18 protein-coding genes, 1 other RNA gene, 1 pseudogene and 2 other annotated features are annotated in these 25,534 nt (G+C 35.6%); of the genes and pseudogenes, 3 read left to right on the forward strand and 17 right to left on the reverse strand.

The features are described from left to right. Positions 1–34 precede the first annotated feature (34 nt). The 8 genes from alaS to cymR all read right to left on the reverse strand — a co-directional run bounded on the left by alaS (position 35) and on the right by cymR (position 11,404). Positions 35–2,674 carry an alanine--tRNA ligase gene (alaS, locus tag ACFFIS_RS03205; RefSeq protein WP_390186127.1) on the reverse strand — a complete coding sequence of 880 codons (2,640 nt, stop codon included), beginning with the start codon at positions 2,672–2,674 and terminating at the stop codon, positions 35–37. A 58-nt stretch (positions 2,675–2,732) separates the two neighbouring features. After that, positions 2,733–2,937, reverse strand: a binding site (T-box leader). A 52-nt stretch (positions 2,938–2,989) separates the two neighbouring features. After that, on the reverse strand, positions 2,990–4,057 hold the full coding sequence (locus ACFFIS_RS03210) for an AI-2E family transporter (protein ID WP_390186128.1): 1,068 nt from the start codon (positions 4,055–4,057) through the stop codon (positions 2,990–2,992). Positions 4,058–4,102: 45 nt separating this feature from the next. Further along, a complete protein-coding gene (locus ACFFIS_RS03215) occupies positions 4,103–4,288 on the reverse strand; it encodes a YrzR-like zinc ribbon domain (RefSeq protein ID WP_320379272.1) in 186 nt (61 codons plus the stop codon). Positions 4,289–4,552: 264 nt separating this feature from the next. Continuing rightward, positions 4,553–6,868 carry an SF1B family DNA helicase RecD2 gene (gene recD2 / locus ACFFIS_RS03220; protein WP_390186129.1) on the reverse strand — a complete coding sequence of 772 codons (2,316 nt, stop codon included), beginning with the start codon at positions 6,866–6,868 and terminating at the stop codon, positions 4,553–4,555. A gap of 103 nt (positions 6,869–6,971) precedes the next feature. Beyond that, positions 6,972–7,616 (reverse strand): tetratricopeptide repeat protein, encoded by a 645-nt coding sequence (locus ACFFIS_RS03225; protein ID WP_320379274.1) that lies wholly within the window; start codon positions 7,614–7,616, stop codon positions 6,972–6,974. Between the two features lie 345 nt (positions 7,617–7,961). Continuing rightward, complete coding sequence (mnmA, locus tag ACFFIS_RS03230; RefSeq protein WP_320379275.1) at positions 7,962–9,077, reverse strand: tRNA 2-thiouridine(34) synthase MnmA; 1,116 nt, start codon at positions 9,075–9,077, stop codon at positions 7,962–7,964. An 18-nt stretch (positions 9,078–9,095) separates the two neighbouring features. Beyond that, positions 9,096–10,235, reverse strand: coding sequence for a cysteine desulfurase family protein (locus tag ACFFIS_RS03235; protein WP_390186130.1), 1,140 nt, complete (start codon positions 10,233–10,235; stop codon positions 9,096–9,098). Positions 10,236–10,984: 749 nt separating this feature from the next. Beyond that, positions 10,985–11,404 carry a cysteine metabolism transcriptional regulator CymR gene (gene cymR, locus ACFFIS_RS03240; protein WP_320379276.1) on the reverse strand — a complete coding sequence of 140 codons (420 nt, stop codon included), beginning with the start codon at positions 11,402–11,404 and terminating at the stop codon, positions 10,985–10,987. A gap of 181 nt (positions 11,405–11,585) precedes the next feature. Here cymR and ACFFIS_RS03245 point away from each other — a divergent pair, with 181 nt between their 5' ends. Both ACFFIS_RS03245 and ACFFIS_RS03250 read left to right on the forward strand, forming a co-directional pair. Further along, a complete protein-coding gene (locus ACFFIS_RS03245; protein ID WP_320379277.1) occupies positions 11,586–12,869 on the forward strand; it encodes a replication-associated recombination protein A in 1,284 nt (427 codons plus the stop codon). Between the two features lie 237 nt (positions 12,870–13,106). After that, positions 13,107–13,790 carry an RsfA family transcriptional regulator gene (locus ACFFIS_RS03250; RefSeq protein WP_320379278.1) on the forward strand — a complete coding sequence of 228 codons (684 nt, stop codon included), beginning with the start codon at positions 13,107–13,109 and terminating at the stop codon, positions 13,788–13,790. Positions 13,791–13,972: 182 nt separating this feature from the next. On the opposite strand, the gene ssrS is transcribed toward ACFFIS_RS03250, so the two are convergent. From ssrS to ACFFIS_RS03270, 4 genes are all read right to left on the reverse strand, one after another. After that, a non-coding RNA gene (ssrS, locus tag ACFFIS_RS03255) (6S RNA) lies at positions 13,973–14,151 on the reverse strand. 252 nt (positions 14,152–14,403) lie between these two features. Further along, complete coding sequence (aspS, locus tag ACFFIS_RS03260; RefSeq protein ID WP_390186132.1) at positions 14,404–16,176, reverse strand: aspartate--tRNA ligase; 1,773 nt, start codon at positions 16,174–16,176, stop codon at positions 14,404–14,406. Next, on the reverse strand, positions 16,169–17,458 hold the full coding sequence (gene hisS / locus ACFFIS_RS03265) for a histidine--tRNA ligase (protein WP_320379279.1): 1,290 nt from the start codon (positions 17,456–17,458) through the stop codon (positions 16,169–16,171). The genes aspS and hisS overlap by 8 nt, the downstream gene beginning before the upstream one ends. A gap of 62 nt (positions 17,459–17,520) precedes the next feature. Beyond that, positions 17,521–17,755, reverse strand: a binding site (T-box leader). A gap of 60 nt (positions 17,756–17,815) precedes the next feature. Continuing rightward, positions 17,816–17,989, reverse strand: a complete 174-nt coding sequence (locus tag ACFFIS_RS03270; protein ID WP_390186133.1) for a hypothetical protein — start codon at positions 17,987–17,989, stop codon at positions 17,816–17,818. Positions 17,990–18,091: 102 nt separating this feature from the next. Between ACFFIS_RS03270 and ACFFIS_RS03275 the strand changes: the two genes are divergently transcribed. Further along, positions 18,092–19,126: an N-acetylmuramoyl-L-alanine amidase family protein gene (locus ACFFIS_RS03275; protein ID WP_390186134.1), complete on the forward strand. Its 1,035-nt coding sequence runs from the start codon at positions 18,092–18,094 to the stop codon at positions 19,124–19,126. A gap of 171 nt (positions 19,127–19,297) precedes the next feature. On the opposite strand, the gene dtd is transcribed toward ACFFIS_RS03275, so the two are convergent. The 5 genes and pseudogenes from dtd to ACFFIS_RS03300 form a co-directional block, all read right to left on the reverse strand. Beyond that, a complete protein-coding gene (gene dtd, locus ACFFIS_RS03280) occupies positions 19,298–19,747 on the reverse strand; it encodes a D-aminoacyl-tRNA deacylase (RefSeq protein WP_320379283.1) in 450 nt (149 codons plus the stop codon). A gap of 23 nt (positions 19,748–19,770) precedes the next feature. Next, positions 19,771–21,972: pseudogene (locus ACFFIS_RS03285) on the reverse strand (RelA/SpoT family protein). 207 nt (positions 21,973–22,179) lie between these two features. Beyond that, positions 22,180–22,692 carry an adenine phosphoribosyltransferase gene (locus tag ACFFIS_RS03290; RefSeq protein ID WP_390186135.1) on the reverse strand — a complete coding sequence of 171 codons (513 nt, stop codon included), beginning with the start codon at positions 22,690–22,692 and terminating at the stop codon, positions 22,180–22,182. Then, positions 22,670–25,021: a single-stranded-DNA-specific exonuclease RecJ gene (gene recJ, locus ACFFIS_RS03295; protein ID WP_390186136.1), complete on the reverse strand. Its 2,352-nt coding sequence runs from the start codon at positions 25,019–25,021 to the stop codon at positions 22,670–22,672. The genes ACFFIS_RS03290 and recJ overlap by 23 nt, the downstream gene beginning before the upstream one ends. Before the next feature lie 82 nt (positions 25,022–25,103). Beyond that, positions 25,104–25,394, reverse strand: a complete 291-nt coding sequence (locus ACFFIS_RS03300; RefSeq protein ID WP_320379286.1) for a LapA family protein — start codon at positions 25,392–25,394, stop codon at positions 25,104–25,106. Between the last annotated feature and the right edge of the window lie 140 nt (positions 25,395–25,534).

The following is a 25,534-nucleotide window of genomic DNA, read 5'->3' on the forward strand; positions in this document are numbered from 1 at the left end:
AACTTATAGTATCATTTTTGACGTTTTGAAACTACTACTTTATATTATCTTCTATATATTTTTTAGTATAAGATAATGCTTCTGCTATCTTTTCAGGTTGACTTCCACCGGCTTGGGCCATGTCTGGTCGACCACCTCCGCCGCCACCACAAATACGAGCAACTTCTTTAATCAAATGACCCGCATGCAAACCACGGGCATTTAAGTCCTTAGAGATTCCAACACCTAACTGTACTTTTCCATTATTTTCAGCTGCTAATACAATGACACATGTACCAAGTTTTTGTTTTAAATCGTCAATCATTGTTCGTAATTGATTCATGTCTTTTACGTTAACCTTTTCGGCTAGTAGCGGAACCTCAGCTACTTTTTCTACTTTCGCCAAAATTTCAGATGCTTCCATATTCGCTACCTTTGCAAGTAATGAGTCATTTTCCTTTTCCAGTGCTTTCATATCTGCAAACAGGGATTGGATACGGTTCGGAACTTGATCTACTTTTGATTTCAGTAATCCTGCCGCTTCGTTTAATAATATCATTTGTCCATTTAAATATTCATATGCTCGTTTACTTGTAACTGCTTCAATTCTTCTCGTTCCAGCACCTATACCAGATTCTGATATAATCTTAAATAAACCTATTTCAGCTGAATTTCTAACATGACAACCGCCACATAATTCAAGACTATAATCACCAATTTCCACGACACGAACAATATCACCGTATTTTTCACCAAACAACGCCATTGCACCCATTGATTTTGCTTCTTCTATCGCTTTCTGTTCAATTTTAACAGGAATGGAAGCCCAGATTTTTTCGTTTACAATATGTTCAATTTTTTCCAATTCATCCGGGGTAACTGGACCAAAGTGAGAAAAGTCAAAACGTAAACGCTCCTTATCAACGAGAGAACCAGCTTGATTAACATGTGAACCTAGCACATCTTTTAATGCGCGATGCAATAGGTGTGTCGCTGTATGATTCTTCATAATGTCATTACGATCATCCTCAATAATGATCGCTTTTACTTCTTTTCCTACTTCTAACGTACCGCTTTGAATCTCTACATGGTGAATATGTTGCCCTTTTGGTGATTTTTTTACATCCTTTACAAGAACTTTTACTCCATCACCTAACAAGAATCCTTTATCCGCTACTTGTCCACCACTTTCAGCATAAAATGGTGTTTCATTTAAGACAACTAAAGCTTCTTCCCCTTCTTGAGCTTTGTTTACTGTTTCTTTATGATGAATGATTACTTCTACTTTAGACACGGTTTGTACATTTTCATAACCAACAAATGCACTTTCAACATCAAATAGCGATAGCAAATCATCTTGTACATGCATTGAGTCTACTTTTTGTCTTGCTTTTCTTGCCCGTTCCCGCTGTTTTTGCATCTCTGCTTGAAATGCTTCTTCATCAATTGTAAAACCGTGTTCAGCCACATATTCTACGGTTAGCTCTTTTGGGAAACCATACGTATCATAAAGTTTAAACACTTCAGTACCGGGAAATACGCTACTTCCCTTTTTCTTTTCTTTCTCAATTATATTTTCAAGAATTTCTAGACCATCATGTAAAGTTTCGTGAAACCGCTCTTCTTCATTTTTAATTACATTTTCGATTAAATTTTGTTGTTCTTTCACTTCAGGATAGTAGTCATTCATAATGTTGCCAACAACTTCAACTAATTGGTACATGAATGGTTCGTTAATTCCAATTACTTTAGCAAAACGTACAGCTCTTCTTAGTAACCTTCTTAAAACATAGCCACGACCTTCGTTTGAAGGTAGCGCACCGTCACCAATCGCAAAAGCTACTGTTCGAATATGGTCTGCGATAACTTTGAATGCTGTATCATATTCTTCACTTACACCATATTTTACGTTAGTCATATTTTCTACTTGTTTTATAATCGGCATAAATAAATCTGTTTCGAAATTATTAGGTACTTGTTGTAATACAGAAACCATTCTTTCTAATCCCATACCGGTATCAATGTTTTTCTTAGGTAATGGTGTATACGTATCATCTGGATTATGGTTAAATTGCGAAAATACGAGATTCCATATTTCCAAATAACGATCATTTTCACCACCAGGATATAACTCTGGATCATTTAAATCATTACCAAATGATTCTCCACGGTCATAAAATATTTCTGTGTTTGGTCCACTCGGGCCTTCCCCAATATCCCAAAAGTTTTCTTCTAGACGAATAATACGCTCTTTCGGTATTTTAATATCATTTAACCATATATCGTAAGCTTCATCATCTTCTGGATGTACTGTTACAGACAACAATTGCGGATCAAATCCAATCCATTTTGGACTTGTTAAAAACTCCCATGCCCACGTAATTGCTTCTTTTTTAAAGTAATCACCAATAGAAAAGTTCCCCAACATTTCAAAAAATGTATGATGTCGTGCTGTATAACCAACATTTTCAATATCATTTGTTCGAATCGATTTTTGTGCATTTACAATTCGCGGATTTTCTGGAATCACACGTCCATCAAAGTATTTCTTTAATGTTGCAACTCCACTATTTATCCATAACAAAGATGGATCATCGACCGGAACAAGTGATGCACTTGGTTCTATTTGATGTCCCTTTTCTGTAAAAAAATCTAGAAACATTTTTCTTACTTGTGCTGATGTTAATTGTTTCATTTTCTCTTCCTCCATCATTTTAAACTGAATAAAAAAAATCCCCTCACTGCTTCACTTTAGCAGGGACGAGATTATTCGCGGTACCACCCTCATTATGAACAAACATTGTTCATCACTCTACACATGTTAACGGTGTGCACCGGCGAGTATGAATCGCACTCCAGTATAGCTTTCCATGATTCTACATCCAGGATTTTTTTCAGCCAAGAAAATCCCTCTCTGTGGTGAGACTGTCATGTACTCCTTACCTTCAACGTATTAGTATTATTCATGTTCACTAGTTATGAACTATCATAAAAAAGATTAGGAAATCTGTCAATTTTTTCGACTTATCGTCATAACGTGGTTTGTCATTACTTTTATAATTGTTAAGATTGGTACGGCAAAAATCATTCCTAAAACCCCACTTATTTGACCACCTAAAAGCAGCACAAATATAATAATGATTGGATGAATTGCTGTGCTTTTCCCAACAATATATGGTGACAATAAATTTCCTTCTATTAATTGAATGATAAAAATTGCAATTAACGCGTAAATGACAAGTTTTGTTGATATCGTAATTGTAATCGCTAGTACTGGAATTGCTCCGATAATTGGACCGAAATACGGAATAATATTCGTTAAGCCCATGATAATAGCTAATAACAAGGGATACTTTATCCCCAAAAACTGAAATGCAATATAAGTAGTGAAGCCTACAAAAAAGCAAATGATGAACTGCCCTCTAATATAGCCACCTAAACTTTTGTCAATCGCATGTATCATATCACTACATTGCGCTTGATATCTTTCTGGTAATAAGCTTTTAACATAACTTTTAATCTTCTCATAATCATTTAGAAAGTAGAAAACTAGTACAGGTATGACTGTTAATAAAACGATTGTGTCAAATATTTTAGTGATACCGCCGATTATTTTCCCGATGAAGCTTTCAATATCTGTTTCTATTTTTGTAATAACTTGGTCCAACTTGTCATGGACTGCCTCTGGTAAAAAAGAGGTTGATTCATAAATTTGATAGATAACCGATTCGTACAATTGCAGCAACTGTGGTAAATGCTCATTAAAATCTCGTAACTGTTCAATAAATAGTGGATAAAACCAATATATAGAGAAACCAATACCACCAAAAAAGAATATGTATATGAACAAAATTGCAATGCTTTTCGGTATACGATGTTGATGAATTTTAAGCACAATCGGATAAAGTAAATATGCAAGCAAACAGGAGATTAAAAAAGGAGCAAATAGTTGCCACAAAAATGAAAAAAACGATTTATAAAAAGGAAAGAGTTTCACAAGTAAAAAAATAAATAAAAAGACAAAGATACCGGTTAATATCCAATATAAAAAGTTTAAAGCTTTATTTTTATGTATCATGAAGGGCCCAGCTCCGTTGCATATGTATGTACTGTTGTATGACCTTCAATTTATTTTTCTTTCCTCTTCTGTAAATAAATCGTCTAAAGAACTTAATGATCCATCAGCTTCTATTTGATGAACATTAAGTATCTCATTCATCATCGTTATTTCGATAAAACAATTCCAACAATAAAATTGCGTGGAACCAATTTTACCTATATCTTTACTTTGACAATTTGGGCATTGCATCCACATAAAATCTCCCCTACTTTTTTCTTAGGATATAATTTAGCTTTGCCCTTTTTATTTTATTTTATACGAATGAATGAATTTTTCTGTGAGCGTTCCGAGGAAGGAAAGCCCTAGGTGGGATTTTGGAAGGCAGCGGTTTGGAAAAGGCTCATCGCCACCGCAGAAGGCGATGTGTATGCCAGCTGCGGGTTCACAGAAAAAACTTATGCATAAGTTTTTTGAAGAGAGCTATTATGAAATTGATTCAAAATACCTTGCTATTTACATAAAATCATAGGGGGATAGATCATCATCTTCTAAAGTTTCTTCAACCTTTGACTCTATTTTTATTCGATCTAATAATTGCTTTTGCAAAGAAGTATATCTTTTGTTTGTATCTAACGTTTCTACCCCTTTTAAAAAGGCACGTTTTTCTCCAATTAAAATTAATGATTGTTTCGCTCTCGTAATTGCAGTATAAATTAGATTCTTTCGCAACATGCGGTGGTAGGAAGACACAACTGGCAAAATGACAATTGGAAACTCACTTCCCTGTGCCTTATGGATGGAAATAGCATACGCATGCATAATATTAACGTAATCACTACGCTCATATACTACTTCCCTTTCATCAAATGCAACGACGAGCTGTTCCACTTGCTCTGTATTTTCATTTTCCTTAAAAATAGCAACTACTTCCCCAATATCTCCGTTAAACACTCCGTCTTCGGGCTGGTTAACAAGTTGAATCACTTTATCTCCAACACGATATGCTACATCATACGCTTTTACTTCCCGTTTTTGTCGATCCCGCGGATTTAAGAGTTGTTGTAACGCCTGATTTATTGCCGTAATACCTGCATGTGATCGATACATTGGAGCTAGAACTTGTACATCTTTCATGTCAATACCTTTCATTTGTGCCTTATCTACTATTTGTGTAATAGCTCTAATCACCTGATCCTCTGGGCAAGGTATAAAACTAAAATCCGCATCGTTATTCAACGCTCCGACTGTTATATCATGATTCTTAATCATGTGTGCCAATTGAATAATATGCGACCCTTCTTTTTGTCGATACACATCTTGCAAGGCAACATACGGAATAATCTCGCTATGGAGGAAATCAGTTAGTACTTGTCCTGGTCCAACGGAAGGCAATTGATCTTCATCACCTACTAATAAAACTTGCATATCATTCGGTATTGCTTTAAAAAGATGATTGGCGAGCCACGTGTCGACCATAGAAAATTCATCTACTATTAAGAGTTTACCTTGTAATGGTTCATTTTCATTCTTGTCAAAACCTTCATTGCCGTCCCAACCAAGCAAACGGTGAATTGTAATAGCGGGTAAACCTGTTGATTCTTTCATTCTTTTTGCCGCTCTACCGGTTGGAGCTGTGAGTACAAACGGGAAATCTGTTTTTTTCTCATATGTGGATGGATCAGTCGATACTTGATAAATTGCAGCATACGCTTTAACTATCCCTTTGATTACAGTTGTTTTACCTGTACCAGGTCCACCTGTTAAAATCATCATTTTTGCATGAAGCGCTTGATTAATCGCTTCAAATTGTTCCTTACCATAGCTTAATGTCTCTTCTTCTTCAATTTCACCAATAATCTTCATTAAATCAGCCATATTCACTTCATTTTCTACTGGATGGGATAAGATCCGCTTCATATGAGAGGCTATGCCATCTTCTGCATAATATAGTGACGGTAAATAGACTTTATTCTCTATTAAAATAAGATTCTTTTTCTTGTTCAATTCGTTGATTTGAATCTGAATATCGTCCGCTGTTAAAGGATGTTGCGGGTGATAGAGTAGTTCTAGTACGAGCCTAACACAATCTTCAACAGGTAAATAAACATGTCCATCTTGCACACTATTTTGTAGTACATAGACACAGCCAGCCCCAATTCGGCTTGGGTGCGCCATATCTATGCCATTTTGTGTTGCGATGCGGTCAGCTGTAACAAAACCAAATCCTTCGATATCAAATACAAGTTGATATGGATCTTCTTGAAGTTTTTTTATTGTTAACTCTTTGTATTGTTGATAGATTTTTTGTGCGAGCTTCATACCGATATTGTACTGAGATAAATAGACAACTACTTGTTCAAAACCTTGATTTTCCTTTAACTTTTGTGCTAAACGTTGTGCAGTATCTTTACTTAATCCTTGAATTTTATCTAAAACAGCTGGATTTTGGAGGATTTGTGTAATTGCACTTTCACCTAATTCTTGCACAATTTTACTAGCCGTCTTTTTTCCAATACCGTAAAATAAATCACTGGATAGATAAGCGGTAAGACCTTCCTTTGTATCCGGAATAAACGTTTTATATGCATGTACATGAAATTGCCTACCAAATTTTGTATGATTTTCAAACTGACCATAAAAAACGTAAGCAGTTCCTTCCTGTAACTTTGAAAAATAACCTTTTACAACAATTTCCTTTTCTTTAAAATCCGTATTTGTTTCGGTGATTCGGATTTTCACAATTGAAAAATGTTCCGTTTCATTAAAAAAAATTGTGTATAAAGGTTCACCTTTCATATATAATTGTTCTACCGCTTCTACATGCTCCATTTTCAATACCCCTTTAAAGGTTGTTCAAATATCATATTATCTTCACATCAAATTGCACCAATTCATAAGCCAGCATTCTTTTGAACACACACCATATATAGACTTAACCCTGATTCTGTTGCAGTTTATCTTGTACTCGCTTTATGCCATTTGCAGCTAATACATGATCAGATTGATATTCCAATGCTGTTTCAAAAAAGTGTAAAGCCTCTTGTAGATTGTCTTCAAAAAGTGCAATGACTCCTAAATTATAACGTGCATCACTATGTTCTTTGCTCATGTTTAATACTTCTTGCAAAGTCGACTTGGCCATGTCCAAGTTTCCCACTTGAGCGAGAGACAACCCGTATTGAAATAGCAGTTGCTCATCTGAACTATTTAATTCTGTAGCGCGTAAAAAATATGGTAATGCAAATTTATGATGTCCCTGGTTTTGAAAAGACATGCCAAGCATAAAATAAGCATCTGATTCCTCTAAACCGAGTTGAATTGCTTTCAAAAAATATTTTTGCGCCTGTTCATACATGGTTTGCTCATAGAATAAATTTCCTAATCCATAATAAGCAGTCGCTACTTGATTGTCTAATACTAATGCCCTATCGAAAAAATGCATTGCTTTATCATATTCACGCATTTGAGTTAATAAATTTGCCATATTTACATAACCAATTGGGTCTGCCGGATTTTCTTCTATTATTTCTTCGAGTTTTTTAAATGCCTCTTCATATTTCTCTATTGAATGATTCATCGAATCTCCCCTGCTTTACTTTCATTAATGAATAATATTTTGCACAGTGGAATCCAATTGTGCAGTCTGATTTTTCTTCGTATACACTCCATATCTAACAATAAATCTGTTTCAGTAGAATACTTTACTTTCCATAGTTACAAGACCTTAGCACAAAGCAGACTACTACTGAAGGTCTATCATATACATCCTTTTCATGGAAATCCAAAGTATTCCACCTCCACTAATTAAGATTACCTTATGTTTTTTTACTTTTGTCCAACTATAAATATAAGCAAAGAACCATGGACAGTGAAGCTTACGCAGCAATTATGCAATAACTAAAAACAAAAACACTTATTATTTTTAACCAACATACGTTAAGACTTGTCCATCTTTAAGGACTTGATCTATCGTACCACCACCAATACAAACCTCCCCATCATAAAACACGACTGCTTGTCCAGGTGTTATTGCACGTTGTTTCTCGCCAAAATCAACTTTTACACGATTTCCATCTAATAGAGATACCGTTACTTGGCTATCTTTTTGACGATAACGGAATTTAGCCGTACATGTAAGCGGCTCTTTTCCTTTGAATGGGATAAACCAGTTTACATCTGTTGCTACGAGGGAATCCGAGTACAATAGTTCATGATGATAACCTTGTGCAACATACAAAATATTTTCTTTTAAATTTTTACCAACCACAAACCAAGGCTCTCCAGGACCACCTATCCCTAATCCTTGCCTTTGACCTAACGTGTAATACATCAACCCATCATGCTTACCGACTACTTCTCCCTCGAATGTTTGCATTTCTCCTGGCTGCGCTGGAAGATATTGACCCAAAAATGTTTTAAAGTTTCTTTCGCCAATAAAACAAATACCAGTACTGTCTTTTTTACTAGCTGTTGCTAAGTTATTTTTTTGGGCTATTTCTCTTACTTCAGATTTCTGTAAATGCCCCAAAGGAAACATGACTTTTTCTAAAATATCTGGTGTTAATTGATTCAAAAAATATGTTTGATCTTTATTCTCATCCACACCACGAAGCATTTCATACTGTCCATCATTGTTGCGCACCTGTGCATAGTGACCAGTTGCTAAATAGTCCGCACCAAGGGATAGTGCATGGTTCAAAAAAGCTTTAAATTTTATTTCTTTATTACACATTACATCAGGATTTGGTGTTCTTCCTGCTTTGTATTCATCTAGGAAATACGTAAACACTTTATCCCAATATTGTTTTTCAAAATTCACTGCATAATAAGGGATGTCCAATTGATTACATACACGTACAACATCCTCAAAGTCTTCTGTTGCAGTACACACGCCAAACTCATCCGTATCATCCCAGTTTTTCATAAAGATACCGACAACATCATATCCTTGTTCTTTTAATAATAAAGCGGCAACGGATGAATCAACTCCACCACTCATACCAACAACTACACGAACATTACGATTATCTTTTGTCATCCGTTATCACCATCCTCTCTATTTTACTATCCTATTTACAATTTTTGCCACCCGATTGGCAGCATCAACAATATTTTCTTCCGTATTATTTAATCCAAAGCTAAAACGAACTGAATTGGTACATGCTTCATCTTGACCAAACATTGCCGCTAAAACATGTGACGGCTCTACAGAACCGGCCGTACACGCACTTCCACTAGATGCTGCTATGCCGTTCAAATCAAAATTTGTTAATAACGCTTCTACATTTGTACCAGGAAAACTAATATTTACAATCGAATTTAAGGTTTGCGATTCAGCTCCATTTATTTTAAATGGTACTTCTAATGCACGTAACCGATTAATAAACAATTCTTTATAATGTGCATATGTTTGGTTTCTTTTCTCTCTCTGGTCTAACATTATTTCTACCGCTTTTTGAAAGCCTATCATACTTACAACATTTTCTGTTCCTGGGCGACGTTTTCGCTCTTGCTCGCCACCAAATGCTAGAGGTTGCACATGAACTCGTTTATTTACATATAAGAAACCAATCCCTTTTGGCCCATTAATTTTATGCGCAGATACGCTTAGTAAGTCAATCCCCAATGACGTTACATCTATTGGGAGTAACCCATAGGCTTGCACTGCATCTGTATGAAAGATTGCTTGATGACTATTCAATATGTTACCTATTTCTTTAATCGGCTGGATAACGCCTGTTTCATTATTAGCAAACATAATTGACACTAATATTGTATCATCTGTTAACGCCGCTTGTAATGCTTCTAAAGAAATTCGCCCTGTATGATCGACAGGTAAGTAAGTGACATTAAAACCATTTTCCTCTAAATATTCAGCAGCATGCAGAACAGCATGATGTTCTTGAACAGAAGTAATAATATGATTTCCTTTTTCTTTATTTGCTAGCGCGGTTCCGATGAACGCCATATTATCTGCTTCTGTACCACTGCTCGTGAATATAATTTCCTTTTCATCTGCTTGAATACTTTTTGCCATCACATGTCTGGCTTCATCGATTAGTTGTCTTGCTTTCCGTCCAAATGAATGAATGCTTGATGGATTCCCATAAAGATTTTCATACATTGGATACATAGCTGCGACCACATCACGATGTACAGGTGTTGTAGCTGCATGATCTAAATAGATCGGTTCCATGTAAACTCTTCCTTCCATTATAAGAATTACTCTAAGCGTTAAATGCTTTTAAAATATTTTTTCACATTGTTTATCGCATTATAAACTTTATATTTGACCCAAACTGTTCAATAGTGAAAACTTGCCTTTAACTTAATTAGCTCGCTGCATCGCTACGGATTAGAGATGTTCTATAACCAAACGTCATGCAACGTGCCTGTTAATTTACTTATATTTACTGAAGATAGTGCTGATTCCCCGCTTCGGCAGAATACTTCGCTAAGTGACATTATTTAATAAAGGGTAAATTCCCTACCAATGCATGCAAAACAATTGTGCACAAGTATTTTCCCTTTGAAGTATGTTTCTTAAAAGACTTACAAAGATTAACTAGCATAATCATGGCGGTTGTTTGGAGTGGAGGACCGTTGACTCCTCAAAAATGCAAAGACCGCATTTTATCGTGCGATGTTTTGCTATCGTAGATTTCCTTGTCCTGCGGGAAAAGCAACAGCTGAAAATCCCACAGGAAAAAATTTAAGGAGGGCCGACTAAATACGGCCTTTGCGGTCAACGTCGGCATACCCCAGTGTTGGGGCAAGGCAGGTTAATTTCGCAACGTCCTGTTGCAACACCTGCACTAGTACTTCCTGTACGTCGGAAGTTGAAGCGCTGCCCGCGGAAAGCAACGGTCCGTAGCGGAAAACAACCTAGCACGTTACGAGACAGTTTGGTTTTATTGTATTGAACACAATCTTTTAAAAACAATCTTAAATAAAGAACATATAAGCATCCTTTGGTTGATCTAGTTCATGCTCAACAAGATCTTTTAAGGTTGTTTGATCAAGCACATCTTTTATTGCATCACGAATTCTCAACCACAGCGCTTGTTGGGCAGGTTCTTCATCTTCAATTCCTTCAACTAGTGTAATAGGACCTTCCAAAACACGTATCACATCACCAGCAGTAATTAGTTTTGGCTCTTTTGCTAACATGTATCCACCGTAAGCACCACGTACACTTTTGATTAAGCCAGAGTTGCGTAAAGGAGTTGCAAGTTGCTCTAAATACAATTCCGATAATTGATGTTCTTTTGCAATTGACTTCAAAGGTGTTGGACCTTGACCGAACTTTTTCGCCAATGCAATCATAATCGTTAGGCCATACCGTCCTTTTGTTGTAATTTTCATTTGGTACCTCCCTCTAAATGGCCGATATTATTTCTATATCATTTTTATCATAACAATTATTTCATTGTTGATTATTTGAAAAGATATTCCATCTTATTATATCATGAACAGTATAGTACTCCATTTTAATAAATGAATGAAACCCTGTAAAACTATTATTATATTATAAAGGAAGAAAATAATGAACCAAAAACCACTGGCTTTTCGAATGAGACCATCACATATTCATGATATTGTCGGTCAGCAACACCTTGTATCAAAGGGGAAAATCTTATATCGAATGGTTGAAGCGAAACGTTTAGCCTCCATGATATTATTTGGTCCTCCCGGTACTGGAAAAACTTCGCTTGCATTAGCTTTAGCAAAAAGCTTACAATTACCTGTAAAAATGTTAAATGCTGTAGTTGATCGTAAAAAAGATATGGAAATTGTTGTAGAAGAAGCAAAATTTACTGGACATGTCGTATTAATTTTAGATGAAGTTCATCGGTTAGATAAAGCAAAACAAGATTTTTTATTACCACATCTCGAGAGTAACTTAGTTACATTAATTGGATGTACAACTAGTAATCCATATCACGCTATAAACCCTGCCATTCGCAGTAGATGTCACCTTTTTGAATTATTCCCTGTAACAACAGAAGATATAAAGATTGTATTACATCGAGCGATTAAAGATGAGGAATTTGGATTAGGTACGTATCAAATTCGGATTGATGAAGATGCTATCAATCACTTTGCGAAAGCCGCAAATGGTGATTTACGTTCTGCATTAAATGGCTTGGAACTAGCCGTATTTTCGACTGCACCGGACGAAGAAAATAATGTAGTCATTGATTTACTTGCAGCTGAAGAGTGTATGCAAAAGAAAAGCTTTTCCCATGATAATGGCGGTGATGCCCATTACAATGTGCTTTCAGCGTTTCAAAAGTCCATACGTGGTAGTGATGTAAATGCTGCATTACATTATTTAGGTAGACTTATTGAAGCTGGAGATTTAGATAGTATTGCACGTAGAATGATTGTTACTGCATATGAAGATATCGGATTAGCTAATCCGCAGGCAGGTCCACGTGTACTTAATGCTGTTCAAGCTGCGGAACGGTTAGGATTTCCTGAAGCAAGAATACCACTTGCTGTGGCCATTATTGAATTATGTCTATCACCGAAATCAAATAGTGCTTATAAAGCATTAGATGAGGCATTATTAGATATTCGTCAAGGACGGAGTGGTGAAATTCCACCGCATTTAAAAGATGCACATTATAAAGGGGCATCATCTTTAGGGCACGGTGTCGATTACAAATATCCACACGAATACAAAAATGGTTGGGTACAACAACAATATTTACCTGACACATTGAAGGATCGCAAATATTATATACCAAAAACAACAGGTAAATTCGAGCAGGCTATGAAACAAGTATACGAAAATATGAATCGTAGCAGAAAAATGCACGACTAACGTATATTTCCTTTTTCAAACGGTAAAACTAGATTTAAACGATTAAAACTTGATAAAAAAGTAACGCTTGGAATTTCTTAGTCTATCGGAGGAATAATAAACATAAATTCCATGAATTACGCAAATAACAAGTAGAATACAAACCATACTGTATCTACTCATTTTTAATCATCTTTTTACGATTGAATCTAGTGAACACATATTATGGAACTGCATTGAAAAAGGAGATGAAGTAACATGGCCAAAGTTAGACAAGATGCTTGGTCACATGAGGACGACCTGCTATTAGCTGAAACTGTCCTACGACATATTAGAGAAGGTAGTACGCAATTAAATGCTTTTGAAGAAGTTGGTGATCATTTAAACCGCACATCAGCAGCTTGTGGATTTCGGTGGAATGCCGAAATACGCAAAAAATATGTAGATGCTATTGAACTGGCAAAAAGACAACGAAAAGAAAAGAAACGTGCCATGCAGGCAAATAAACCAACAATAAAGCATCAACAAACATACACGTTGCCAGCGCCAACAGCTTCACAAGTGATGACGAACGAATCATTACAAGAGTCACATCTTGAAACAGTTGCGCAAACGGATTCACAGCTTACATTAGACTCTGTAATTTACTTTTTGAGCGAATTAAAAAATGACTATTATGCTTCCAATCAATCAAAAGCGATACTAGAACAAACAAAAAGTGAAAATATACGTTTACGTGAACAAGTAACACATTTAGAAAAACAATTAAAGCAAACTGAGACGCAATTAGTTACAATTCAAGAAGACTATCAAGCTTTTATTCAGATAATGGAACGGGCTAGAAGAATGACCGTTTTTGAGGGACAGGAATCCATGCGGACACCTATGTTTAGAATGGATAAAAACGGAAATCTCGAACAAATAGCGGATGGAGCAAACTAATCATATCCAATTAGTGAATTTGTACTATCAATTGAGATATATTCTATTTAGACTAACTAGTTTAATGACCTTTATTTAAAAATAAGCAAATAAAAAATGACTTGTACAACGAATTGGAGTTGGTTACAGGTCATTTTTTGTGGTTTTAAATTGACCACTGCTTGCAAAAATATTCCAAAACAAAAAATCCCAATCATGCCGTCCAAATTTAGGTTTTGATCCCGCTCCATGCAGGTGGGTGTCCTGTTTCATACTTTATACTTCCAAAAAGGTATGTATGCCATATGAAAACCTATTAGACTCCCTTATCAAAAAAATGTTCGGTCAAAACAATTTTATTGGACAAACATATCAGGATTTATATATACCAAATCATTAAAACTGTGCCTTTACTCGTTACCATACATGTACTTCATGACGTAAAGTGTGATTCAAGAATATTCATTTAAAACGGATATATATTGCTGAGGAAAGCCAGCTTCAAAGCCAGTATTTCCTCAGATGTTATAGTCTACTTGATTACTGAATTAACGTAATCGTAACATATTAAAGGCTGATTTTCAACGCTCATTATATGAAGAATTCATTACAATTTTACAATCTTTATACAATATTACTTATCGGTCATATTTTTAATTTGAATCGTAAGTTCGTCTAGTTGATTTTCGCTTACTTCACTAGGTGCTTGAGTAAGTAAATCTGTAGCTGAAGCGGTTTTTGGAAATAGAATCGTGTCACGTAGATTTGTTCTGCCTGCCAACAACATAACAATACGATCTAACCCTAATGCAACTCCTCCATGTGGTGGTGCTCCATATTGTAATGCTTCAAATAAAAACCCAAACTGTTCTTGTGCTTGTTCTGGTGTAAATCCAAGAACCTCAAACATTTTTTGCTGTAGTTCTGTCTTATGGATACGTAGCGATCCCCCACCAAGTTCATAGCCATTAAGAACAAGGTCATATGCGATTGCTCGTACACTACCCGGATCAGTAGCTAACTTGTCTAAATCCCCTTCAACCGGCATCGTAAATGGATGGTGTGCAGCAAAATAACGTTCTGCTTCTTCATCATATTCTAATAGAGGCCAATCTGTTACCCAAAGGAAATGAAACAAAGATTGGTCGATTAAATCTAACTCTTGTCCTAATTTTAGTCGTAACGCACCTAAACTTTCATAAACAACAGTTGTTTTATCTGCAACAAACAATAATAAATCATTTGATTCCGCTTGAACAGTTTTTGCAATCTGACTTTTCTCTTCATCTGATAAAAACTTCGCAATTGGACCAGTAAATTCATTTGCATCTACTTTTAACCATGCTAATCCTTTTGCTCCATATACTTTAACAAAATCAGTTAACCGGTCAATATCTTTTCGTGAAAAGTTTGCCGCCTCACCTTTTACATTTAATAAACATACTTTTCCACCAGATTGAACAGCACTCTTAAACACATTAAATGATGAATCTGCTACAAACTCAGAAACATCTTGCAGTTCCATCGCAAACCTAGTATCCGGCTTGTCTGAGCCAAACCTTGACATTGCTTCATCATATTTCATTCGTGGCAAAGGAAGCGTCATGTCATAACCTTTCACTTTTTTCATCACATGATGCATCATATTTTCCGTTAACTCCATAATCTCATCACGTGTTAAAAAGGAAGTTTCAATATCAACTTGCGTAAACTCTGGTTGACGATCAGCACGTAAATCCTCATCACGGAAACATCTGGCAATTTGATAATACTTTTCAAAACCACTCATCATAAGTAGTTGTTTAAATAGTTGTGGAGATTGTGGTAATGCATAAAATTCCCCTTGATGCACTCTACTAGGTACTAAATAATCCCTTGCCCCTTCTGGCGTACTTTTTGTTAAAATTGGTGTTTCCATTTCTAAAAAGTCTTGATTGTTTAAAAACGTGCGAATTTCTTGCGTAATTTGATGGCGTAATTTAAATGTATCTTGTAATTCTTTACGTCTTAAATCGATATACCTGTATTTCAAGCGTAAATCTTCCGATACATCCGTTTCATCTTGGATTAGAAATGGTGGGTTTTTAGCTTTATTTAAAACTTGAATATGTGTTGCAACAATTTCAATTTCACCTGTTTTCATCGCACGATTAATCGTATTTTCACTTCGAAGTACAACCGTACCTGAAATTTCTATGACATACTCACTTCGAATAGAATCTGCAACTTTTAACGCTTCGCTAGAAACTTCTGGATTAAATACTATTTGAATAATTCCAGAACGGTCACGTAAATCGATAAAGATAAGACCGCCTAAATCACGTCTCTTCTGAACCCATCCTTTTAATAAAACAGTTTCTTCAACATGATTACGATTTAATGTAGCTGCATAAACCCGTTTACGCATGTGTACTCCCTCCTTGAAGCTTTGTTTTCATATATGTGATCAATTCATTTAAGGCGACTTCTTCTTGGTCACCACTTTGCATATCCTTTACATTAATCACTTGCTTTTCAAGTTCAGTTTCACCTAAAACAAGTACATATTTCGATTGCAAACGATCTGCTGCTTTAAATTGTGCCTTTACACTTCTTTGCTGATAATCTTTATCAATTTGAATACCATGCTGCCTTAGTTCATGAACAATTTTTATTCCTTCCTTGACAGCCTCACTTCCCATCGTAACAAGATAACTATCAAGCGTTTCTGCAACTGGAATTTCTTTGTTTTCAGCTTCTAAAGCTAATAGTAATCTCTCTAATCCCATACCAAAACCTATGCCAGGAGTGTTTGGACCACCAAGTTCCTCGATTAATCCGTTATAACGACCACCACCTAAAAGTGTTGTGATTGCTCCAAATCCTTCCGCTTCGCTCATAATTTCAAAAGCTGTATGGTTATAATAGTCAAGTCCCCTAACTAGGTTAGGATCAACTTCGTATGTAATGCCCATGTTCGATAGATTTTCTTTTACTTGTTCAAAATATTGCCGTGACTCATCATTCAAATAATCAAGAATGGATGGTGCTGTTTTCATCGCTTCATGTTCATGATCCGTTTTACAATCTAAAACGCGTAAAGGGTTTTGCTGAAGCCGCGCTTGACAGTCTGAACACAATTCCTCTACATGCGGTGTAAAATGATTTACTAGTGCATCACGGTATGCTTGTCTACTTGCTTGATCTCCCAATGAATTAATGACCAATTTAATAGATGATAATCCTAATTCTTTATAACACGTCATTGCTAAATCAATAACTTCTGCATCAACGGCAGGATCTGCACTACCTAACACTTCTACTCCAAATTGATTTAATTGGCGCATACGACCGTGTTGCGGCCTTTCATAACGGAACATTTGCATAAAGTAAAATAATTTAACTGGTTGATTGGCTAGTCCAAAGAGCTTATTTTGAACAAATGCCCTTGCTACAGACGCAGTACCTTCTGGACGTAGAGTTAAGCTTCTACCACCTCGATCTTTAAATTCATACATTTCCTTTTGTACAATATCTGTTGAATCTCCTACACTTCGTTGAAATAACTCTGTATGTTCAAAAACCGGCGTTCGAATTTCTCCATAATTATATCGATTACACACTTCCTTGATTTTACCTTCAACATATTGCCATTTTTTTGCATCCTGCGGTAATATATCAGTTGTACCTCTTGGTGCATTAATTTTCATACTTTTCTCCTCCAGTTCTCATAAAAAATAAAAATGAATACAAAAAAACCCTCCACCCCTGTCGTAGGGGCGAGAGTTAACCCGCGTTGCCACCCTTATTCATGCAAGCTTCCCTTGCACCTTACACAGTTAACGCCTGCAAACGTCTATACCTAGTTATCGTCTATTACCAACGATTTTCAGTGTAGAACCTCAGGAATGTCTTTCATTGGGACAACATGTAAAAATGCTTTCAGCCCACGGCATTTTCTCTCTGAACATTTGTGATCCGACTACTTCTTCCTTCATAGGCTACCTATCAATCCATTTTTCATTTAATTTGAATGAATACTATGATAAGGGTTGTTTTGCATAAAGTCAAGTGCGATTCATCTGATTTTTCAACATCCGAACTTCACCTAAAGATATACCAAGTTCGTGCGCGATTTCCATATGACTTGCATTTTCTTCTAACTCAATAAAACGGTGAAAATTTACCCCAAAAATATCTTTATTATGATTTGCTTTCCAAAGCTTTTCTGATTGTCGCATTCATCTCATCCCTTCATTACTATATCTCTTAGTTTTGCCTTCTTGTTCGTTTTTTATTAAAATAGAAACAACATTTCATAATTTGTAGGGAGTTTAGATTGTATGCGCTATTTCAAACGGGTATTTCCCGCTTTTCTAGTTTTTATATTTCTACATGCTCCTGCTACCTTTGCAAACCATATCATCGTTACAGGAGAAGATGTAAATGTTAGAAATGGACCTGGAACTAGTTATAATGTCATCGGTAAAGTAAACAAACAGGAGTCCTATGCCGTTTTAGACGAGAATGAGGATTGGATCCAGATTGATATGAATGGTGTGTCTGGATGGATATATGTCCAATATGTATCAACCTCGCGGAATCAAAGGCAGTCAAAGAACGAAAAAGTTACAATCAAATATGATCAGACACACATTCGTAGTGGGCCTTCTTCTGAATATGACATTTTAACATTTGTTAACCGCGGGACATTGTTGAAAGTAATTGAAGAAGAGAATGATTGGTATAAAGTGAAGACGAAAGCTGGGAATGGATATATTTTAAAATCTTTAGTGGATGATAAAAATGATTCGATGAACTTACAAGTTCAAGACAAAGTCGTTGTCATCGATGCAGGGCATGGAGGTCGTGATAACGGGGCATTAAGTGTTCATCACCATTCCGAAAAAAATTTAACATTAAGTACGGCATTAAAATTAGCAGACGAGCTTCGATTACTTGGAATCGAGCCTATTTTAACGAGAGATGACGATGAATATATTTCATTAGCAAGCCGCGCTACATTTATTAATAATGAAAATGCTGACGCTTTCATTAGTTTACACTATAATAGTGCACCTGATCATCCAGAAGCGGAAGGTATTGTAACATATTACTATGATAGTAATAACACGAATTTCGCGAAAACGGTTCAACAACATCTCATACACGAATCAAAAGCAACAGATCGAGATATTTCTTACGGGAATTATCAAGTGTTACGGCAAAGTGTTAAACCAGCTATTTTAATTGAACTCGGCTTTCTTTCAAATAAACAACAAGAACCAATACTCCTCACAAATATATACCAACGACAATTGGTAAGGGGTATAGCCTCAGGTCTACTATATTATTTAGCACATGACGTTTGGCAATAAGGTGGTTAAATATTCTTTGCACCTAACTCGGTCCATGAGCAATTAATTTCCACATATAATCTTTTATAAATAAACCACGCTTTATGAACATAGCTATTTATAGATAATGAAGAATGGTTCCTATCACCAATTTTCTGATGACGGGAACCATTTATTTATCTTTAGCTATTCCTACTTATTGTCTTTTGAGTCTACAATAATTGTAACAGGTCCTACATTTGTAAAAGAAACGTCCATCATAGCTCCAAATTGTCCCGTTTCTACATGAATATTTTCATTTGCTAACAACTCATTAAAAGTGCGATACAATTCGTCTGCAATATTTGGCGGAGCAGCCTGTACAAAGCTAGGTCTTCTTCCCTTTCGCGTATCCGCATATAATGTAAATTGTGATATCGACAAAATACTTCCTTTTACATCTTTTAAGGATAAATTCATCTTATTATTTTCATCTTCAAAGATTCGTAAATTAACAATTTTATTTACAATATAATTCACATCATCAATTGTATCATCATGGGTAACACCTAGGAGAACGACAAGCCCGTTATCTATTTTTCCAATTGTTTCTCCCGCAACTCGCACACTTGCGTCTTTCGCCCTTTGAATAACTACCTTCATTTAATAGCCTCCTTCCATCATTGCTACTGAATGACACGTGTTACTGTATAAACATCTTTAATTTGCTGTAGTCGCTTCACTATTTTACGTAGATGATCTGTGTTATAAATGAGTATTGTCAACTGAATAACGGCCATCTTATAACGATCCGATTTTCCATTCACATGTGTAATGTTTGTCTTTTCCTCAGTTACTGTCTGAAGTACTTCATTTAATAAACCACGACGATCATATCCTGTTATTTCTAAATCAACGTGATACTGTTTTTGATTTTGATGACCTTACCACTGAACTCGCAACAAACGATCTTTTACTTCATCAGCTTGTACGTTCGGGCAATCTACACGGTGAACAGATACACCACGTCCTTTAGTAATATAACCGATAATATCATCACCCGGTACAGGATTACAGCATTTTGAAAGTCGAACTAATAAATTATCTACTCCCTCAACAATTACGCCGGAATCTCTCTTTTGTGCCTTTTTATTTTCTTTTACATCATTTTTAACTTCTTGTAATGTCTCCGTTAACTCTTGTTCCTTTTGTCTTGTACTACGTAATTTATCTGTTAAACGATTGGCGATTAATGCTGCTGTAATCCCTTGGTAGCCAACCGCAGCATACAAATCTTCTAATGAAGTAAAATTGAACTTTTCAGAAACCCGTTGGATATTTTCCTGCGTTAATACTTCCTTTGGTTCTATACCTAACACGCGAATCTCCTTATCAACGAGTTCTTTCCCTTTTGCAATATTTTCATCTCGCCGCTGTTTCTTGAAAAATTGCCTTATTTTATTTTTAGCTTGAGAAGTTTGCGTCATATTTAACCAGTCTTGTGATGGTCCATAAGAATGCTTAGATGTCATCACTTCAATAATATCGCCATTGTTCAATTGATAATCTAGCGGTTCCATTTTTCCATTTACTTTTGCACCAATTGTTTGATTTCCAATTTCCGTATGAATACGGTATGCAAAATCAATTGGGTTGGAGCCAGCAGGTAGTTCAATCACATCGCCTCTAGGTGTAAAAACATAAACCATATCCGAGAACAAATCCATCTTTAACGATTCCATAAATTCCTCGGCATCATGGGTCTCGTTTTGCCATTCGAGAATCTCCCTAAACCAAGTCAGTTTTTCTTCAAAAGATTTCCTATCTGTATTTATTTGTTTTCCCTCTTTATAAGCCCAATGTGCCGCAATACCGTACTCTGCGATTTCATGCATTTCTTTCGTACGAATTTGCACTTCTAGTGGATCTCCAGTAGGTCCGATTACAGTTGTGTGCAACGACTGGTATAAATTTGGTTTTGGCATAGCTATATAATCTTTAAATCTACCTGGCATCGGCTTCCAACATGTATGAATGATACCAAGTACAGCGTAACAATCTTTAATACTATTAACAATAACACGCACAGCTAACAAATCATAAATTTCATTAAATTGCTTATGTTGTTTTACCATTTTCCGATAAATACTGTAAATATGTTTTGGTCGTCCTGATATATCTGCATGAATGTGTACTTGTTTTACTTGGTCATTAATTTCCTTCATTACATCCGCAATATATGTCTCACGTTCTACACGTTTTTGTTTCATTAATTGGACAATCCGATAATATTGTTGTGGATTTAAATAACGTAAAGCAGTATCCTCTAATTCCCATTTTATCGTTGAAATCCCTAAACGATGTGCAAGCGGTGCAAAAATTTCTAAAGTTTCATTTGCAATTCTTCGTTGTTTTTCTGGTGGTAAATGTTTCAATGTCCGCATATTGTGTAATCGGTCAGCTAACTTGATTAATATAACTCGAATATCTTTTGCCATTGCAACAAACATTTTCCGATGATTCTCAGCCTGGATTGCTTCCTTCGATTTATATTTAATCTTCCCTAACTTTGTTACGCCATCAACGAGCATTGCGATTTCCGAATTGAATGCTTTCTCCATATCTTCAAGTGTGATATCTGTATCCTCTACAACATCATGCAAAAATCCGCCTGCAATTGTAACAGGATCCATTTTTAATTCAACAAGAATCCCCGCCACTTGAACAGGATGGATAATATAAGCCTCTCCAGACTTCCGAAATTGGCCATCATGAGCCTGTTTCGCATATTCATATGCACGCTGAATAAGTTGAATATCTTCTTCAGATAAATAATCTCGTGCCTTTTCTATTAATTGTTCAATTGTTATTACTGTATTCTTTCCCATTTTTATATCACCTTTATCCGTTGTAGAGAATATAATCATCACTTCATTATATGTGCTTTCTAATAGTATCGAAAATTTTCAACTAAATGTAAAGTAAAAAAGGCTGATTTCGACATAAAATAAGAGGCCTGACGTATATTTTAATAATACGCCAGACCAAATACGAAATAATGATGTGTCAATGATTGTATCTAAAATACTTCATCCTTAATATTTCATCAATGCAATCACATCATAATCTTTCAATTTATCTATTCCATTCAAGTAAGATAATTCAATTAGAAATGCACAACCTACTACAATGCCACCTAGTTCTTCTACAAGTTTGATTGTCGCTTCAATTGTTCCACCAGTAGCTAGAAGGTCATCTGTAATTAAAACACGTTGACCTGGTTTAATGGCATCTTTATGAATCGTCAATACATTTTCGCCATATTCTAAACCATAATCGACTTTAATTACTTCCCTTGGTAATTTTCCTTCTTTACGCACTGGTGCAAATCCTACTTCAAGTGCGTAAGAAACAGGGCAACCAATAATAAAACCTCTTGCCTCAGGTCCAACGACGATGTCAATTTCTTTTTCCTTTGCAAAATCAACAATTTCATCAATTGCTGATTTAAATGCTTTTCCATTATCCATTAACGGCGTAATATCTTTAAATTCGATTCCTTCTTTAGGCCAATTATCTACGATTTTAATATATTGTTTGTAGTCCATCGTTTACTTCCTCCTTAGGCGTATCTTCCTTGTCGTAATCCAAGCATTTGGAAAACCATTGATATAATTCATCATAAGTTGAATAGTACAATATTTGTTCTATTTCTGCTTGTCTTACACGATTTTGATACAACCTAGATTCTGTTAGATCTTTTTTTATTGGATTTGGATTTAGTTCAATAACTCCATTTTCTATATTAACAAATTCTAGTTCAAAAAACACTTTTGACATAAAAACAATTTTTTCTTTTGACCATTTTTTTGTTTGCATGATTTTATTCAAATGATAATTCACCTGTAATTTGCGTTCTTTTACAAGCACTGCATAATACCATTTAAAATCATTACGTGATGGAAAAGCAGATAAAAAAGTACTATTTTCAACATAAAAACAAACATAAATACGTTTAGGCTGCAACACCGTCACAATATGTTGCAATTTTTGTAAAGTAGGTGGTAATTCTAATATAAATAATGATTCACCAACAATTTGTGCCGGCATGTCTTCTTCGTATGTTAAATAAGTGACATTCGGTAGTTTTCTTTGTTTTAAGCTATGTGCTGACGTTAACATTACACTTGGAGAGCTTTTGATATAATTTTCAAGAGTAGCATTTCTTTTTCCGCGAAAATCAAATAATTGCCATTGATCAATATTGATATCTTGAATCATCATTTGAATCTTTTTCATCCCATTCCATTCATTAAAACCTAGTTCACCGACAATGGAGACAGGGACCTTGTCCGTCATATCATCATATTGATTTCCCCAACCGAAACCAATACCTTCTATTTGCACACCATCGTCTTGAAATTGCATTTTCAAATGTTTTTTCATATTACCTAGTTGACGTATATCAGATGGGATATGTCGAATATGAAAAACAGGCTTTGGATTTGCCATACCAAATGGGGCTAACTTTCGTGTATCTTCAATCATTTCCGCATTTATATCAGCAATAGCTAATGTTTGACTAATTGTAATCTGCTGTTTAAAGTCTTCGCTATCTAGTTGTGACGTAATAAGCGTGTGTAATTTCTTTTGTATTGTACTGATATTTTCGATGGGCAATGTCATCCCCGCTGCTTGGGCATGTCCGCCGAAATGTGTAAACAACGATTTGATTTCCATGCAATTCGTAAACAAATCAAATGCAGGAATACTTCGTGCCGACCCTTTTGCTATATTTGTTGTCTCATCAATTGTCAATACAATGGCTGGTCGATCAAACTTTTTAACAAGCCGGGAAGCTACGATACCTAATACTCCCTGATTCCATCCTGGCTTTGCTACAACAATAACACCAGGTAGATCATTCGCATCGACAGATTGTTCCGCTTCCTTCACAATCTTTTCTACGATATTCCTACGTTCTTGATTCAGTTGTTCAATTTCTTCTGCAATTACTTCTGCTTCCATTTCATCATCTGTTAACAGCAACTCAACAGCCAGTGTTGCATCTTGCAAACGACCTACCGCATTTAGACGTGGACCAATTAAAAAGCCAACATCCTCTTCTGTAACATTGCCTTCGATTTTGCAACTTTTAATAAGTGCTTTTAATCCTGGTCGGCGAGTTGTCGTTAGTCGCTGTAACCCATAAAAAGCTAACACTCTATTTTCATCTAATAACGGAACCATATCTGCAATCGTTCCAATTGCAACGAGATCAAGTAGATCTTCTGGAAAATAACCTAGTATATACTGCGCTAGCTTAAATGCAACACCCACTCCCGCTAGTTCTTTAAATGGATAGTTTTCCGAACACTTAGGGTGAATAATACTAAAAGCATCAGGTATTGCATCTTGTACCTCGTGGTGATCAGTAATAATTAAATCGATTCCTAACTCTTTAGCAACTGCCGCTTCTTGCACTGCGGCAATACCATTATCGACTGTTATGATAACGGAAACACCTTGTTCATGAGCTAGCTGAAACGCTTGTTCATTTGGGCCATATCCTTCTGAAAAACGATTTGGAATATAGAAATCACAATTAGCACCAAGTTCACGTAGTGCTTCTATCATTACCGTCGTGGAAGTAACACCGTCCGCATCATAGTCCCCATATACGAGGATTTTCTCGCCATACTCTATCGCTTTTACAATTCTTTCGCTCGCCTTTTCAATCGAATGAAGTTGTACAGGATTATGTAAATCTTGTATAACAGGATTTAAAAATTTCTTCGCTTCTTCTATTGTCATCACGTCACGCTGCATTAATAAGTTTATTAAAAATGGTGACATGTTTAACGTTTCATCTGTCCCATTAAAATTATCTTGTTCATGTATTTTTAAAAAATTCCATTTTGATTTACTTGGTAACATAAATTCACCCCTGACTTATCTATTATACAAAACAGATGATTCAGGGGCAATGATATCATTTTATTTCCACTTTACATGGGTACTACTGTTTCTCCTCATTTTGAACTGTTTCCTCTGGGAGTGCTTGTTGTAACATATTATTTTCCTTTTTCAATGTTTTTATTTGACGATTTAATTGAAATACTTTAATCATACCAAATGCACCTGTTATAACTCCTCCCATTAATACCGAAAATAAAATAACAAGAATGAGTGGGGATGTTGTTGTCCAAAAGAAGTAGTTTACTTCTACTGGAGCCACATTAATAACAGCAAAAACAGCAATTAAAATGGTTAAAACAATTGCAGTTATAATATATACTTGACCTTTCATCATGATCCACCTTTCTAGATATAACGTTCCCCATATATTGAGAGGTTAAGCACTATTTTTATACAAGTCAAGCTTCGATCAATATTTTTCTATGTGTAGGAAAAAATTGAATTGCTGAATTGACACGCAACTGAAAAGCA

Origin of the sequence: Paracerasibacillus soli (assembly GCF_042432965.1) — a bacterium.
Taxonomy (GTDB): Bacteria; Bacillota; Bacilli; order Bacillales; family Amphibacillaceae; genus Paracerasibacillus; species Paracerasibacillus soli.

Coding starts and splice junctions, on each gene's coding strand:
- alaS (WP_390186127.1), bottom strand. CDS start 2,674: ATGAAACAATTAACATCAGCACAAGTAAGAAAAATGTTTCTAGATTTT.
- ACFFIS_RS03210 (WP_390186128.1), bottom strand. CDS start 4,057: ATGATACATAAAAATAAAGCTTTAAACTTTTTATATTGGATATTAACC.
- ACFFIS_RS03215 (WP_320379272.1), bottom strand. CDS start 4,288: ATGCAATGCCCAAATTGTCAAAGTAAAGATATAGGTAAAATTGGTTCC.
- recD2 (WP_390186129.1), bottom strand. CDS start 6,868: ATGGAGCATGTAGAAGCGGTAGAACAATTATATATGAAAGGTGAACCT.
- ACFFIS_RS03225 (WP_320379274.1), bottom strand. CDS start 7,616: ATGAATCATTCAATAGAGAAATATGAAGAGGCATTTAAAAAACTCGAA.
- mnmA (WP_320379275.1), bottom strand. CDS start 9,077: ATGACAAAAGATAATCGTAATGTTCGTGTAGTTGTTGGTATGAGTGGT.
- ACFFIS_RS03235 (WP_390186130.1), bottom strand. CDS start 10,235: ATGGAACCGATCTATTTAGATCATGCAGCTACAACACCTGTACATCGT.
- cymR (WP_320379276.1), bottom strand. CDS start 11,404: ATGAAAATTACAACAAAAGGACGGTATGGCCTAACGATTATGATTGCA.
- ACFFIS_RS03245 (WP_320379277.1), top strand. CDS start 11,586: ATGAACCAAAAACCACTGGCTTTTCGAATGAGACCATCACATATTCAT.
- ACFFIS_RS03250 (WP_320379278.1), top strand. CDS start 13,107: ATGGCCAAAGTTAGACAAGATGCTTGGTCACATGAGGACGACCTGCTA.
- aspS (WP_390186132.1), bottom strand. CDS start 16,176: ATGCGTAAACGGGTTTATGCAGCTACATTAAATCGTAATCATGTTGAA.
- hisS (WP_320379279.1), bottom strand. CDS start 17,458: ATGAAAATTAATGCACCAAGAGGTACAACTGATATATTACCGCAGGAT.
- ACFFIS_RS03270 (WP_390186133.1), bottom strand. CDS start 17,989: ATGCGACAATCAGAAAAGCTTTGGAAAGCAAATCATAATAAAGATATT.
- ACFFIS_RS03275 (WP_390186134.1), top strand. CDS start 18,092: ATGCGCTATTTCAAACGGGTATTTCCCGCTTTTCTAGTTTTTATATTT.
- dtd (WP_320379283.1), bottom strand. CDS start 19,747: ATGAAGGTAGTTATTCAAAGGGCGAAAGACGCAAGTGTGCGAGTTGCG.
- ACFFIS_RS03290 (WP_390186135.1), bottom strand. CDS start 22,692: ATGGACTACAAACAATATATTAAAATCGTAGATAATTGGCCTAAAGAA.
- recJ (WP_390186136.1), bottom strand. CDS start 25,021: ATGTTACCAAGTAAATCAAAATGGAATTTTTTAAAAATACATGAACAA.
- ACFFIS_RS03300 (WP_320379286.1), bottom strand. CDS start 25,394: ATGAAAGGTCAAGTATATATTATAACTGCAATTGTTTTAACCATTTTA.